General features: G+C 60.5%; 9 protein-coding genes. All 9 read left to right on the top strand.

Annotated elements, in window-relative coordinates:
- The first annotated feature begins 7 nt into the window (after positions 1 to 7).
- The 9 genes from ONB52_00720 to ONB52_00760 all read left to right on the top strand — a co-directional run bounded on the left by ONB52_00720 (position 8) and on the right by ONB52_00760 (position 14,933).
- Complete coding sequence (locus tag ONB52_00720) at positions 8 to 3,268, top strand: hypothetical protein (protein MDZ7414661.1); 3,261 nt, start codon at positions 8 to 10, stop codon at positions 3,266 to 3,268.
- 89 nt (positions 3,269 to 3,357) lie between these two features.
- On the top strand, positions 3,358 to 4,374 hold the full coding sequence (locus ONB52_00725; protein MDZ7414662.1) for a PorV/PorQ family protein: 1,017 nt from the start codon (positions 3,358 to 3,360) through the stop codon (positions 4,372 to 4,374).
- Between the two features lie 194 nt (positions 4,375 to 4,568).
- Positions 4,569 to 6,770: a hypothetical protein gene (locus ONB52_00730; GenBank protein ID MDZ7414663.1), complete on the top strand. Its 2,202-nt coding sequence runs from the start codon at positions 4,569 to 4,571 to the stop codon at positions 6,768 to 6,770.
- A gap of 333 nt (positions 6,771 to 7,103) precedes the next feature.
- A complete protein-coding gene (locus ONB52_00735; protein ID MDZ7414664.1) occupies positions 7,104 to 7,625 on the top strand; it encodes an NADH-quinone oxidoreductase subunit B family protein in 522 nt (173 codons plus the stop codon).
- Between the two features lie 239 nt (positions 7,626 to 7,864).
- Complete coding sequence (hyfB, locus tag ONB52_00740) at positions 7,865 to 9,892, top strand: hydrogenase 4 subunit B (protein ID MDZ7414665.1); 2,028 nt, start codon at positions 7,865 to 7,867, stop codon at positions 9,890 to 9,892.
- Positions 9,893 to 9,986: 94 nt separating this feature from the next.
- Positions 9,987 to 10,928: an NADH-quinone oxidoreductase subunit H gene (locus ONB52_00745; protein ID MDZ7414666.1), complete on the top strand. Its 942-nt coding sequence runs from the start codon at positions 9,987 to 9,989 to the stop codon at positions 10,926 to 10,928.
- Between the two features lie 89 nt (positions 10,929 to 11,017).
- Complete coding sequence (locus ONB52_00750) at positions 11,018 to 11,677, top strand: hypothetical protein (GenBank protein MDZ7414667.1); 660 nt, start codon at positions 11,018 to 11,020, stop codon at positions 11,675 to 11,677.
- A gap of 88 nt (positions 11,678 to 11,765) precedes the next feature.
- Complete coding sequence (locus ONB52_00755) at positions 11,766 to 13,223, top strand: proton-conducting transporter membrane subunit (protein ID MDZ7414668.1); 1,458 nt, start codon at positions 11,766 to 11,768, stop codon at positions 13,221 to 13,223.
- 129 nt (positions 13,224 to 13,352) lie between these two features.
- Positions 13,353 to 14,933 carry an NADH-quinone oxidoreductase subunit C gene (locus tag ONB52_00760; protein ID MDZ7414669.1) on the top strand — a complete coding sequence of 527 codons (1,581 nt, stop codon included), beginning with the start codon at positions 13,353 to 13,355 and terminating at the stop codon, positions 14,931 to 14,933.
- Positions 14,934 to 14,970 lie beyond the last annotated feature (37 nt).

Below are 14,970 nucleotides of genomic sequence, written 5' to 3' on the forward strand. Positions count from 1 at the left end.
GAAAGCAATGGCTCGTGTCAAAATGATTGTCCTGCTGGCCCTGCTGCTGGCCGGGACGGCCGCCCGGGCGCAATTGCAGCCGGTGGTGCCGCCGGAGCAGCGCGGGCGTGTCGATGCCGAGCGCCAGGGCACGCATGATGCCTCCAATATTCGCACGTTCTTCTACAACTATGGCATGGTGGGGGATTATCCGCCCGACCCCCTCGGCGTCGATCTCAGCGTTTTCCACTCGGCCGAGGTGCCCAAAGGCAGCGGCTTGAATTACACCGACGGCATCACTCCCTTCGTGCTGGCCAAAGTGCGCGAGCGCAACGGCCGCGAGGTGTATATCATGGAGACCGGCTACCGCGAGCGGCAGGGCATCAGCCCCTTCCGCAATCGCGTCATGCGCTTCGAGCCCCGGCCGGGCTTCTTTCAAGCCGATCCCGCCATCAACAAGGGCCGCTCGCCGGCGGTGAGCAATGACCCCCGCACCTGGCCCGACTTCTGGCCCGACAAGGTCAACGACCCTGATGACCCGGGCTGGCGCGCAAGCTGGAACGGCTATTTCGGCAAGCGCCCCAACGCCGATCTGGAAAGCTTCACCGTGATGGATGACGATTTTTACGATGCCTGGGATTTCTACCCCGACAGCCGGGATTCCACCCGCCGCGGCCTGGGGCTGCGCATCGAAGTGCGCGGCTTTCAATGGAACAACCCGCAGGCCGCCAACGTGATCTTCTGGCATTACGACATCACCAACGAAGGCACCACCGATTACAACGAGAATATCATCTTCGGACTCTACATGGACTCCGGCGTCGGCGGCTCCTCGCTCTCCTGCGACGGCGTGGCGGAATCGGATGATGACAATGCCTTCTACACCAAGGCGCTGGGCCTCAATCTGGTTTACACCTGGGACAAGCTCGGGCATGGCGACGCGCTCGGCACCAACTGCTATCCCACCGGCTATCTCGGCTACAGTTATCTGGAAACTCCCGGCAAACCGTTCGACCGCATCGACAATGATCGTGACGGCATCATTGACGAACTGCGCGATGGCGGGCCCGGACAGTTGCTCGAAGGCCAGGACAACATCCGCGCCTATTTTCTCGCCAACTACAATGCCGCCGATTTCACCCGCGCCATCGGCACGCTCGAAAGCCGCGCCGCCTACCGTGCCGCGCGCTGGTTCACCGGCGATGAAGACATGGACTGGGTCGCCGAGTTGCACGATACCGGCGCCGACGGCGTCTTCGGCACCTTCGACACCGGTGAAGGCGACCGCATGCCCACCGCCGGCGAACCCAGCTTTGACCGCACCGATCTGCAGGAATCCGATCAGATCGGCCTCACCGGCTTCAAATTCAACCGCATTCGCCCCGGTTCCGGCAATCCCAATCAGGAAGTCGAGAATCTGGTCTTTTTTGACGATGGCAAGAACTGGCCGAAACGGTTGTATGACCAGTTCACCGATCCCGACGAGGCCAAGCGCTTCGATCCACCGCTGGCTTTGAACTACAACATCGCGTTTCTGTTTGCCTCCGGGCCCTTCACCCTGAAAGCCGGCAAAACCGAACGGTTCAGCCTGGCGCTGGCTTATGGGGCCGATTTGCAGGAGTTGGAGAACACCGTCAAAACCGTTCAGCTCATCTACAACGCCAATTATCAATTTGCCGTGCCACCGCCCCTGCCCACCGTGACTGCGGAGAGCGGCGACGGCTACGTGCGGCTGTCGTGGGATGATCTCGCGGAACGCGGCGTCGATCCCGTCTCGCTGGAGAATGACTTCGAAGGCTACCGGGTTTACCGCTCGAGCGATCCGGAGTTTCGCGATCCCAAGGTGATCAGCACCGGCCGCGGCACCGGGCCGTTGGGCAACGGCCGGCCGATCGCGCAATTCGATTTGGTCAATGGCAAGAAGGGCTTCTCGCCGCAGCAGGTGGAGGGCGTGTCCTACTATCTCGGCAATGATGACGGCCTGTCGCACACCTTCCTGGACACCACGGTGACCAACGGCCAGCTTTACTACTACGCCGTCACTGCCTACGATCATGGTTCGGATTCGCTGGGGTTTTACCCTTCGGAGAATGCCATTACGGTTTCGCGCACGCCGCGGGGCGGCACGATTTTGCCGAAGAATGTCGTGGCGGTGCGGCCCAATCCCCGGGTGCATGGCTACGTTCCCGCCGCGGCTTCCAATGCCACCCAACTTGCCGGCCGCGGTACCGGCAGCGTGCGGGTGGAGGTGGTGAACTCGGCGCTGGTGCCGGACAACCATGTCTTCCATCTCAAGTTTAAAGGCATCGCGGCTGACAGCGTGCGCGCGGCCTACTATGATCTCATTGACAGCACCAGCGGCAGGGTCATTTTCTCCAACGGCTACGATTTGGAGGGCAAAGGCATCGGCCAGGTGGGACTGGGCTTGCTGCCGGTGGTGAGCACGCCGCGCACGGTGAGTGTCGATTCGCTGCGCAGCGGCTTCACCCCGACCAGCAGTACCAACGCGCGTCTCAAAGTGAGCTACCGCACTGCGCTGCCGATCAATCTGCGGCGCACCGGCTTCCCCTATGATTTGAAGCTCACTTTCAGCGACGTGCCGATCGACACTTCGCTGCGCGGTTTTGGCTTGCTGCGCGCACGGCCGGCAAAATTTCGGGTGTATGCCCAAACGCCCGCGGGCGAGTTGCGCATGAAGTTTTACTTTCTGGACCGGGACGGCGATGGCAAGCTGAGCCTGCCCTTCCCGGATGAATTCATCGACGTCGTCACCTACCTGCCGAATGATTCCCGGGCTTATGAAACCTGGCGGGTGGCGCTGGACACCACCGGCCAGGCGCAGCGCGGTCCCTTGCGGCTGCCGGCGCCGGGCGACGTGTATGAGGCGCGGCTGATCTATCCTTTCGAGGAGGGCGAGCTGTTCCGCTTCCAAACCACCGGCGAGTTCATCAGCCCCCAAAAGGCGCGGGCGGAGGCGACCCAGGCGCCCTATGTGGTGCCCAATCCCTATGTTGGCATGGCCAGCTTCGAGGCGGAACGCTTTGCCATTTCGGGCCGCGGCGAGCGCCGTCTGGAGTTTCGCAACCTGCCGCAAAATTGCACGATTCGCATTTACACCGTGCGCGGTGAGCTGGTGCAAACGCTGTATCATGACGCTTCCACCACCGGCATGGTGCCCTGGAATTTGCGCAGCAAGGACAATCTCGACGTGGCGCCCGGGCTGTATCTTTTTCATGTGGAAGCCCCCGGCATGGCGACTCACATCGGCAAGTTTGCCATCATTAAATGAATCCGGAAAAAGGTAGTCCTGCTTGGCACGGCGGGCCGGCCCGCGCCGCCGCCGCGTCTGCCGTGCCCTCTTCTTCAGGGAGTTCGGTTATGCAGAGAATCTCCTCTATGCTGCCGTTGGCACTCGCGCTGGTGGCGCTCGCACCGCCGGCATGGCCGCAAAGCAAGACCGGCACCACCATCGGCCAGTTCCTGTTGATCGAGCCCAGCGCCCGGTTGGCAGGCATGGGCAACGCCGGCGTCACTTCCGCAGATGAAATTCTTTCTGCCTATTACAATCCCGCTGCTCTCGGGCATCACAGCGGCTATGGCGCACAGTTCACCCACAGCGCCTGGCTGGCGGATATCTCCTACAATCATGCGGCCGCTGCGCTGCAAACCGGCGAACTGGGCAGCCTGTTGTTGACGGTCACCGCGCTCAACTCCGGCGAGATTGCCGTGCGCACGGTGGAACAACCGCTGGGCACCGGGGAGCAATACACCGTTTCCAACCTGGCGTTGGGGCTGGGTTTTGGCCGCCAGATCTCCGACCGCTTTGCCGTCGGGGTGCAGCTCAATTACATCCGCGAGACCATCTGGCACAGCTCACTTGCCACCTTTGCGCTGAACGTCGGCACGCTCTACCGTATTTCCGAAAGCGGCCTGCGCATCGGTGCCAGTCTGTCCAATTTCGGCCTGCCGGCAAAGTATGACGGCCGGGATTTGCGCATTCTCTATGATCGTGATCCCGACCGCTACGGCGACAACAGCAGCCTGCCCGCCGCACTCGTCACCGAAAGCTTTTCGCTGCCTGTGCTCTTCCGGGTCGGCCTGGCGTGGCCGATGCGGGTGAGCCGCCACAGCGTGCTGGAGGTGGCGGCGGAGGCTCATCATCCCAGCGACAACACCGAAAGCATGAGCGTGGGCGCGGAATGGCGGTTGTTCAAGCGCGTGGCGCTGCGCGGCGGCTATCAAAATCTTTTTTTGAAAGATTCGGAAGTTGGACTCACGCTTGGGGCAGGCATGCATATCGAAGTCGATGGGTATGACTTTCGTCTGGATTACGGCTGGACCGATCACGGCCGGCTGGAGACCGCCCAGCGTTTCAGCGTGGGGGTGACTTTCTGAAACGAGCGCGCCACCCCGGCAGACGTGAGCTGCCGGACTTCCTCGTCGCGGCACGGGCGGCCGGCCGGCGGCCTGCGTCAGGCTTCGCGAAGGTGCGGGAGCAACTTGGTCGGCTCGTCACCGCTCTGGTTCCGGGCCCCGGCCTGGTGTTGGGTCTGCAACTGCCCGCTAGTTGCAAGCGCCGGGTACGTGTGATGCCTTTGCGCCCTGCCCGCCGCCTGTGCGGTTTTCTCATTTTTCTTGGTGCTGGATCTGCCCTGGGTCAGTCACGTTACGATCAGCACGTTTTCTTTGCCAACAGTCTGACGGCTGTCTCCTACTATTACAGCAGCGGAATTTGCATTCCGCCGAGTGAGCTGGACATGATTGACGGCCGGATGCCGGTGACGGACGAGCGCCATTACAATCCGCCCAATGCGCTGCGCTTGGCGTGGCGCTCGGAGTTTGGCGGCGAGTGGGAGATGGCGCTGCACTACAGCAAATGTCGCAATCAGGAAATCCTGTTCCGCGGCGACACGCTGTCGTTCTGGTGTTTCACTCCGGAAGCCATCCCTGCCGAAGAACTGCCCCTGATCTACCTGAAGGACGTGCACGGTGTGGGCACGCCGCCGGTGGCGTGGGGCAAACTCGCCGGCGGTTTGCCGGCACAGCAATGGCGGCAGGTGAAGTTCGCACTTGCCCGCCTGCTGCAGCCCGGGGAAGGAGTTGCCTCCACGAAAGAAGAACAGCCCAGCAGGATCAAAACCATTTGCTTTACACAGGGGGCGCACGACGGCAGGCCGCACACGATCTATCTGGACGAAATCAAAATCTCATACAGTGACCCTGCCGACAAACAAGCGCCGCCCCGGCCGCTGGCATTGACCGCCACCGCCTATGATCGCCACATCGACTTGCACTGGCAGGCCAGCCCCGCCGCCGATGTGCTGTGCTATCAGATTTACCGTTCCTTCGACGGCAGGCAGTTTCAACCGGTCGGCATTCAGAGGGTGGATTTCAACCGTTACGCGGATTTTATTGGGGAACCCCACCGCCGGGCGTGGTATCGGGTGAGTGCCATCGATTTGAACGGGAATGAATCTGCCCTCTCCGCCACCGCTTCCGCACACACCCGGCCGTTGTCCGATGATGAGCTGCTCACCATGCTGCAGGAAGCCTGCTTTCGCTATTACTGGGAGTCGGCGCATCCGGTTTGCGGGCTGGCACGGGAGAACATTCCCGGTGACGACGAAATGGTGGCAACCGGCGCCTCCGGCTTCGGCATTATGGCGCTGCTGGTGGCAGCCGAGCGCGGCTTCATTGCCCGCGAACAGGCGGCGGCACACGTATTGAAGATCGTCGAATTCCTCAGCCGTGCCGATCGCTTTCATGGCGCCTGGCCGCACTTCCTGTATGGCAGCACCGGCAGGGTGTGGCCGCTTTTTGGCAAATATGACAATGGCGGTGATCTCGTCGAAACCGCCTTTTTGATGCAGGGGCTGCTGGCGGCGCGGCAGTATTTCGACGGCCGCAACCCGGTGGAGCGCCGGATCGTCGTCGGCATCACCGCACTGTGGGAAACGGTCGAGTGGGATTGGTATCGCCGGGAGCCGGACAGTGATTTTCTCTACTGGCACTGGTCGCCGGATTACGGCTGGCACATCAATCATCCCCTGATCGGCTTCAATGAGACGATGATCGTCTATTTGCTGGCCATTGCCTCACCCACGCATGGGGTGCCGGCCAGCCTGTATCACACCGGCTGGGCCGGACAGTCGGAGCGCGCACGCCGTTACCGGGAAGATTGGGGCCGCACCACACACGGCAACCAGTATGTCAATGGCAACACCTATTACGGCATCAAACTGGACGTCGGCGTCGGCCGCGGCGGCCCGCTGTTCTTCACGCATTATTCCTTTTTGGGATTCGATCCGCGCGGCAGGAAGGATCGCTACACGAACTATTTCAAAAACAACCGCAACCTGGCGCTGATCAACCATGCCTATTGCGTCGAAAATCCGCGCGGTCATCGCGGCTACAGCGCGGTGTGCTGGGGCTTGACCGCCAGTGATGATCCCTGGGGCTATCACGCGCATGAAGCCGTGCCGCGGCAGGACAACGGCACCATCACACCGACCGGCGCACTCGCCTCGTTTCCCTACACGCCGGAGCAGTCAATGGCGGCGCTCAAACATTTCTACCATGACCTGGGCGCACAGCTTTGGGGAATCTACGGCTTGCGCGACGCTTTCAACCCCGGACAAAATTGGGTGGCGGATATTTTCATGGGCTTGAATCAGGCGCCGATTACCGTGATGATCGAGAATTATCGCAGTGGTCTGTTGTGGCGGCTGTTCATGTCCAATCCCGAAATCGCCCCGGCGCTGCAGGCAATCGGATTTGAAGACGATGATTGAGTGGCCGGCAGTAACCCCCCAGTAACGCCTGGAATAGCGCAGGCCTCCCTGCCTGCGGAGAAAATGTCTGTGCCACGTCCCCACACACGCAACTGGGATGGCTCCCCGGCGGGTAATTTTATTTCTTGCTTTTTTCCCGTCTTTGCTCTTTCTTTTGATCACTCGATCAACCACTTCCACCGGCGCACTGCTCTCGATGTGCCTGAAGACCGCGCGCGCAGGGGAATGATGGTTGATTTTTATTTTGGATTGGAGAGGCATGGCCGCGGGGACGGCAAACGCCAACTTCGTGACTGTGTCGCAAAACGGCAGGTCAAAAAAGATGGAAGAATGATGCCATCAGTGTTCAAAAAAATTTTCAAAACCGGCATCGTCACCGAGCCGCTGACCCCCGAGGACGCCGAGGTGGTGCAGCTCGTCAATCAAATTGATGCAAAAACCCGGCGCCTGCTGGGCCGTGCGCTGGCGATTCGTGAGGTGGATGCCGGCTCGTGCAACGGCTGCGAAATCGAAATCACCGCCCTCACCAATCCGGTGTATGATCTCGAGCGCTTCGGCATGCATTTCGTCGCCTCGCCGCGCCACGCCGACATGCTGCTGGTGACCGGCCCGGTGACGCGCAACATGGAAGTGCCGCTGCGCAAAACCTACGAAGCCACCCCCGCTCCCAAACTCGTCGTCGCGGTCGGCGATTGCGCGCAAACCTGCGGCGTGTTCAAGGGTGGTTATGCCGTCTTTGGCAGTGTGGACAAAGTGGTGCCGGTGGATGTCTTTGTCCCCGGCTGCCCGCCGGAACCGGCGGACATTCTGCGCGGCATTCTGGCGGCGCTGGATCGCCTGCCGAAAGCGAAGTAGGACGGCATAAAAAACTCATGTAAAGACGTGGCGCCGCAAAGGTAACGCAAAAAATTTTGGCTCACGGAAATGGACGGATGCAGAATGAAATTTTCCGTGAGCTGTTCCACCTCTGTGAGTAATTCATTTTCCCTTTTCGCTTGTGGCTTGTCGGATGCGGTTTCCTTGCGATATCCTTGTGTCTTGGCGGCTTGGCCTGAGATTCTTTTTTGGAGATTCAATTTTTAAATTTAGTTCACATGAGGCACACTCTTTTTCTTCTCATGCTCTGCGGCTACAGCTTCGGCGCGGTGATGGCACTGCTCGGAATCCGCGGTGCGATTGGCCGTGCGCTGGTGGCCCTCGGCGCGGCTACTGGTGCCATCGCAACGCTGCTGCTCGGGGGAATTTTCCTCACCTCGAGCGCCTCGTTTGAATTTACCCTCGCCGAAATTCTTCCCCTCACTGGGGTCACGCTCAGACTCGACGGCCTCGGCGCCTTTTTTCTCATCGTCGTCGGGCTAATCGGCATTGCTACCGCGATTTATGGCTTCGGCTATTCGAAAGCTTACGAGGATCGTTATTCACTCCGGCTCACCGGCACGATGTTCAACGTGTTGCTGCTGTCGCTCAGCCTGCAGGTAATGGCCGACAATGCGCTCACCTTTCTCGTCGTCTGGGAAATCATGTCGCTCTCGGCATATTGGCTGGTGTCGGTGGAGCACGATAAGCCGACGACCGTGCGCGCGGCGAGTTGGTATCTCGCCATGACCCATGCCGGTTTCGCCGCGCTGGTCGCGATGTTTCTCCTGCTCGCCGGCGGCGAGCTGACCACTTCGTTTACCGCGATGCGTTCCGGCTCCACCGCGCTTTCGCCGAGCCTCCGCAACGCCATTTTCATTCTCGCGCTGCTCGGCTTCGGCTCGAAAGCCGGCATCATTCCGTTGCACGTTTGGCTGCCGATGGCACATCCGGTTGCCCCCAGTCACGTCTCTGCGATGATGTCCGGCGTCGTGATCAAGATGGGCATTTACGGCCTCGTGCGCGTCACGCTCGATCTGCTCGGCGGCGGTCCCGTTTGGTGGGGCGCCACCGTGCTTGCGCTCGGCGCGATCTCCGCGCTGCTCGGCGTGCTCTACGCGCTGATGGAGCACGACCTCAAGCGCCTGCTCGCCTATCACTCGGTCGAAAACATCGGCATCATTCTCATCGGCGTCGGCGCGGGGATGATGTTTCAAAGTTACGGTTTGATGACGCTGGCCGCGCTCGGTTTCATTGGCGGCTTGTATCACACCATCAATCACGCCGCGTTCAAAGGCCTGCTCTTTCTCGGCGCGGGTTCGGTGCTGCACGCAACCCGCACACGCAACATGGAAGAGATGGGCGGCTTGATCAAACGCATGCCGTGGACCGCCGCGTTCTTTTTGACCGGCGCTGCCGCGATTTCCGCATTGCCGCCGCTCAACGGTTTTGCGTCGGAGTGGATTGTCTTTCAATCGCTGCTCGGCGGCTTCAACATTCCGCGGCCCGAAGTGGCGATGGTAATGCCGCTCGCCGTCGGGATGTTGGCGCTCACCAGCGGTCTCGCCGTCGCCTGTTTCGTGAAAGCGTTTGGCATCACCTTTCTCGCCATTCCGCGTTCCCACGAAGCCGAGCACGCACACGAGTCGCCGCTCTCGATGCGAGTCGGCATGGGAATTTTGGCGCTCGCCTGCGTGGTGTTGGGACTCGCGCCGTTTGTGGTCGTGCCACAACTGAGTGCAATTCTCGCGGGATTCGATAGCCTGCCCGACACGCAGGCGGCTTTCACGCTCGGCCTGACGCTGCAAACACCGGAAAATTTCGGGCAAATGTCGCCGACGCTGGCGGCGCTCGGCATCCTCATTTTGCTCGGCTTCACGCCGCTGCTGCTGTGGCTGCTGCGCAGCAATTGGAAACTGCGCGTGAGTGACTCCTGGGGCTGCGGCCGCATCGGCCAAACGCCGCGCATGGAATACACCGCCACCGCCTTTGCCGAGCCGCTGCGCCGCGTCTTCGCCGAGTTGTATCGCCCGAGCAAGGAACTGACGATTGATTTCCATCCGGAGTCGAAATACTTCGTGCAGTCGATCGAATACAAAAGCGGGATCACCCCGTGGTTTGAGAAAGTTTTGTACGAGCCGTTCCTCGCATTTTTGCGCCTGTTGGCGCGCCAGGCGCGGCGCGTGCAATCCGGCTCCGTGCATTTGTATCTCGTGTACGTGATGGCGATGCTGATGATCTTGCTTTTGGCGGCAAGATTGATGTGAGACTTGTTCGTAGCCAATGGTCGATTATTCGTTGCTGTCATTAAATGTTGGATTGACCGCTGACAACTGATTACTGAAAACTGATCACAAAAATATGACCGGTTATCTTCTTGAGCTCGCACAAGTCGTGCTGGCGCTGGCGCTGGCCCCCGGTTTGGTGGGATTGATTCGCTGGCTGAAGGCGCGGCTGCAAAACCGCCGCGGCGCGCCGCCGTGGCAACCCTATTTTGAGTTGCGCAAATTGTTCGGCAAGGAAGTGGTGATGTCGCACAATGCCTCGTGGCTCTTCCGCTTCGCACCCTATCTCATCTTCAGCAGCACGGTCGCGGTGACCTTCATTGTTCCGTTGCTCACCGCCACTTTGCCATTTGACAATCTCGGCGATTTGATTGCCGTCGTGTATCTGCTGTTGTTGGGAACCTTCTTTCTCGCGCTCGCCGGCCTCGATCCCGGCACCGCGTTCGGCGGCATGGGCGCCAGCCGTGAAATGACCGTGGCTGCGATTGCCGAGCCGACCATTGCGCTCTCGATCTTTGGCCTGGCGTTGGGATCGGGTTCCACCAACCTCGGCCGCATCGTCATGCACACACTTGCCGATCCTGGCGCGGTCATCAACCCCGGCCACTTGCTCGGCTTTGCCGCGCTCTTCATCGTCATGCTCGCCGAAACCGGCCGGCTGCCCGTCGACAACCCCGCGACGCACCTGGAGCTGACGATGATTCACGAGGCGATGATTCTGGAATATTCCGGCCGTTATCTCGCGCTCATCGAGTGGGCCGCGGCACTCAAGCTCTTCATCTTTTTCTCGCTGCTCGCCAATCTCTTTGTGCCCTGGGGCGTGGCCACGACGCTCACGCCCGCCGCGCTGGGCCTAGCCCTGGTCACGCTGTTGGTGAAATTGGCGGTGCTGGCGCTCGCCGTCGCCCTGCTCGAAACGCGCATCGCCAAGCTGCGCCTGTTCCGCGTCCCGGAGTTGCTCGGCCTGTCGTTCGTGCTGGCGCTGCTGGCGGTGACGTCATCGTTTTTGTTGCGCTGATCCTTGGGTCGTCGCGCCTTCAGGCGCTGTCACGTGGTGAAACTTCGGTTCCCGAGGGGACTGCCGCATCTTTTGCATAAAATATTTCCATGAACGACACACTCTTCTCCCAACTCTCCACCCTGGGCGCCAGCCTCGTGCTGCTTTTCGGCATTGCGCTGTTATGGCGGCGCAGTTTGCACTCCTACGTCGTCGCCTTTCAATGGCAATCGGCGGTGCTCGCATTGCTGGCTGCCGTGATCGGCTACTTCGGCAACGACCACGAATTGTACATCGTCGCCGTCGTGCTCTTCGGCCTCAAAGTGCTGATCATTCCCCGCTATCTCGACCGCCTGCAGGCGCGCATCGGCATCGAGCGCGAAGTCACGCCCTACGTCAACGTCGCCAGCTCGCTCATCATCGCCGGACTGCTGGTGCTGTTTGCTTATGCGGTCACACGCCCGGTGGTGTCGGTCAGCACGCTGCCGACGCGCGGCGGCTTGCCGCTCGCCGTGGGATTGATCTTTGTCGGCCTCTTCGTCATCATTACGCGCAAGAAAGCCTTGACGCAAGTCGTCGGTTTTTTGGTGCTGGAAAACGGCATCGCGCTCCTGGCCGTGCTCGGCACCTACGGCATCCCGCTCATCGTCGAGCTTGGCGTCTTCCTGGACGTGCTCATGGGTTTTCTCGTCATGCAGGTGTTCGTCTATCAAATCAAGACCACCTTCGATTCGATCGACGTGGATCGCTTGAATCAACTGCGAGGGTGATGTTGAGAGAGGGAGAGTGGGTGTATGGTGTCTGCTCCCGCTCACTCCCTCCCCGCTCATTACCGTGATCAATCTGCGGACAGTCGAAATGAATTTCATCTTGTTGCTTGCTCCCCCGTTGTTGGCGGCGGCGCTCGCATTGGCCGTGCGGCCTTACCGGATGTTCGTCGGCTGGATCAATGCCTTGCTTTCGCTCGTCCCGCTGGGCGCGGCGCTGCGATTTGCCGCACACGCCATTGCGGGAGGGGAGGCGCCAACCTTTGGCCCCGGTGAAATGTTGCGCGTTGACAGTCTCTCGGCGCTGCTGCTGCTCTGCATCTCCGCGGTCGCCAGCCTCACCCTTTTGCTCAGCCCCGGCCTGGGCGGCGAAAGTGTTTACAGCGCCCGGCAATTGCGGCGCTATCATTATTCCATCAACTTGTTCATTGCCGCAATGTTGCTCGCCGTTTCAGCCAATAATGTCGGCATCCTGTGGATCGGGGTGGAAGCCACTACCATCTTCTCGGCGTTCATCGTGCCGCTTACGCTCACCCAGGTTTCGGTGGAGGCCTCGTGGAAATACATTCTCATCAGTTCCGTGGGCATTGCCCTGGCATTCACCGGCACGGTGCTCGGCTACTTCGACTTTGTTGCCCTCTCCGGGCGCAGCGAGAATGCGTTGAATTGGCCGGTCCTGCTCGAGAGCGCGCCAAGGCTGCACCCGGAAGTCATGCAACTGGCGTTCATTTTTATTCTCATCGGCTACGGCACCAAAGCCGGTATTGCGCCGATGCACACCTGGAAGCCCGACGCCTACGGTGAAGCCCCCGCCCCGCTCGGCGCGTTGATGTCTTCGGCGTTGTTTGCCGTCGCCATGTATGCCATCGCGCGGTGGAAGGTGGTGGCCGACGCCGCGTTGCAGAGCCGTTTCACCGACACTCTCCTGATGGCGCTCGGCCTGCTCTCCCTGATCATCGCCGCGTTCAGCATCGTGCTCACCAACAACTACAAACGCATGCTGGCCTATTCCAGCATCGAACACACAGGTTTGATTTGCCTCGGCCTCGCGCTCGGCCCCCTGGGCGCGTTCGCGGCGATGCTGCATCTGGTCAATCACACCGCCGCCAAGGCCGGCATGTTCCTGCTCGCCGGTCATGTCGAGCGCCAGTACGGCTCGCCGCTCATTGACAACGTGCGCGGTTTGCTCAAGGCCATGCCGTGGACCGGCGCATTGTTCGCCGCCACGCTGCTCATGCTCATCGGCCTGCCACCGGGCGGCATTTTCATCAGCGAGTTTGCCCTGTTCCGTGCCGGTTTCGCGCTCGAGCATCCTTGGCTGATGGCGGCCGCGCTCGCCCTGCTGACCATCGTATTTGTTTCGTTCATCAGCCATCTCAACAAAATGTTGTATGGCGAGCCGAAAAACGGCGTGGCGGCGGGCGACGTGCGCCACTGGCAGATCGCACCGCTGTTTCTCTGCCTCGCCGTGTTGGTGACGCTCGGCCTCACCCAGCCCGCGCCGCTGACGACGCTGCTCAATCAAATCGTCACGATCATTGCGAGGTAATGCATGCGCGCGCACAAGCAAAGTCATGGAGGGATCATGAGACCGCAAAGAAAGAGGAAGCCCGGGACAGCCCGGCGGTAAAAGCTCAGTGTTCTTGAACAAAGATTTCATTATAACAGATTGCGAACCATGCCCGATTTTTCCCGTCTGCAAAAGACGCTGGTGGAACATTTCAAAGACCGTGTGAACAGCTTCCGCGTCATCCGCGGCAACGAATTGCATTTCCAAATCAAGCGCGGCAATGCCATCCCCCTGGCAAAATTGCTGCGCAACGAATTTCACGCCGAGCTGATGCTCATGGTCGGCAATGATCGTCGCGCCGACAAGGGTGTTTTCGAGGTGCATTACCTTTTCGCGAATGACCGCGAGAACTGGTTTGCCCACGCCAGCAAGGAACTGCCCGCCGATCATCCCACCATCATTTCCATGGCCACGTTTTATTATCCGGCCTCGCGCTTCGAGCGTGAGATCAGGGATTTGTTCGGCATTCAAGCCACCGGCAGCCCCGACCGCCGGCCTTTGGTGCGTCATGCCTTTTGGCCGGAGAATTTTTACCCGCTGCGCAAGGATGCCGTGCTGCCGGAAAAATTCGAAGACGACGGCACGCCCTTTCCCTTTCTGCCGGTGAGCGGGGAAGGAATCTACGAGATTCCCGTCGGGCCGGTGCATGCCGGCATCATCGAGCCGGGCCATTTCCGCTTCAGCGTGGTCGGCGAAACCGTGATCGATTTGAAGATTCGCCTGTATTTCACCCACAAAGGCACGGAAAAACTCTTCGAAGGCCGCGCGCCCGGCGAGGGCGTGGAATTGGCGGAGCGGATTTCCGGCGACACGACCGTCGGCCACGCCCTGGCGTATTGCCAGGCTTTGGAGAAGTTGTCGGGAACCGAAGTGCCCGGACGGGCGCAGTATCTCCGCCTGATTCTGTTGGAAATGGAGCGGCTCTACAATCACATCGCCGACTTCGGCATGATCGCCAACGACACCGGCTTTCCCGTGGCACACTCGCATTGCTTCCGCCTGCGCGAGCGCCTGCTGCGCTTGAACAAAAAGCTGACCGGCAACCGCCTGCTGCGCGGTGGCATCGTGCCCGGCGGTGTGGGACAGGATTTGCCGTGCGCTCTCAATTTGCCCGCCGAACTCGATGCCGTTCTCGCCGACTTCCAGGAAATCGTCGAAATCAGTTTGCACAACACCATCCTGCTGGACCGCCTGGAAGGCACCGGCAGGCTGGACACCAAAACCGCCAGCGATCACGGCGTGCTCGGCTATATCGCACGCGCCTCCGGCATCGATGTGGATGCGCGGCGGGATCATCCCTTTGATGCCTACCGCGAAGTGAAGTTCAATGTGCCGGTCTTTCATTCCGGCGATGTCTATGCCCGCACGATGGTGCGCATCGAGGAAGCACACGAGTCGGTGAACCTGATCAAACGGGCGCTGGCACAATTGCCAGACGGGCCCTTGACCGCACCGCTCGGCCCGCTGCCCGCTTTCGCGCCCGCCTTCGGTATCGTTGAAGGCTGGCGCGGCGCCATTGTCCATTGGGTCATGGCAGACCAATCCGGCAGGCTCTATCGTGTCAAAATCAAAGACCCCTCGTTCGTCAACTGGCCGGCGCTGTCCTTCGCACTGCTCAAAAACATCGTCCCGGATTTTCCGCTGTGCAACAAGTCCTTCAATCAGTCTTATTCCGGCAATGATTTGTAGGCCCGTGCGGCCGGCATGGCCTCCGGACCTCCCCGGC

Source organism: candidate division KSB1 bacterium, assembly GCA_034506255.1.
Lineage (GTDB): Bacteria > Zhuqueibacterota > Zhuqueibacteria > Zhuqueibacterales > Zhuqueibacteraceae > Coneutiohabitans > Coneutiohabitans thermophilus.

Bases quoted from the DNA above. Each gene is read 5' to 3' on its own strand.
- ONB52_00720 (MDZ7414661.1), top strand. From the start codon at position 8: ATGGCTCGTGTCAAAATGATTGTCCTGCTGGCCCTGCTGCTGGCCGGG.
- ONB52_00725 (MDZ7414662.1), top strand. From the start codon at position 3,358: ATGCAGAGAATCTCCTCTATGCTGCCGTTGGCACTCGCGCTGGTGGCG.
- ONB52_00730 (MDZ7414663.1), top strand. From the start codon at position 4,569: ATGCCTTTGCGCCCTGCCCGCCGCCTGTGCGGTTTTCTCATTTTTCTT.
- ONB52_00735 (MDZ7414664.1), top strand. From the start codon at position 7,104: ATGCCATCAGTGTTCAAAAAAATTTTCAAAACCGGCATCGTCACCGAG.
- hyfB (MDZ7414665.1), top strand. From the start codon at position 7,865: ATGAGGCACACTCTTTTTCTTCTCATGCTCTGCGGCTACAGCTTCGGC.
- ONB52_00745 (MDZ7414666.1), top strand. From the start codon at position 9,987: ATGACCGGTTATCTTCTTGAGCTCGCACAAGTCGTGCTGGCGCTGGCG.
- ONB52_00750 (MDZ7414667.1), top strand. From the start codon at position 11,018: ATGAACGACACACTCTTCTCCCAACTCTCCACCCTGGGCGCCAGCCTC.
- ONB52_00755 (MDZ7414668.1), top strand. From the start codon at position 11,766: ATGAATTTCATCTTGTTGCTTGCTCCCCCGTTGTTGGCGGCGGCGCTC.
- ONB52_00760 (MDZ7414669.1), top strand. From the start codon at position 13,353: ATGCCCGATTTTTCCCGTCTGCAAAAGACGCTGGTGGAACATTTCAAA.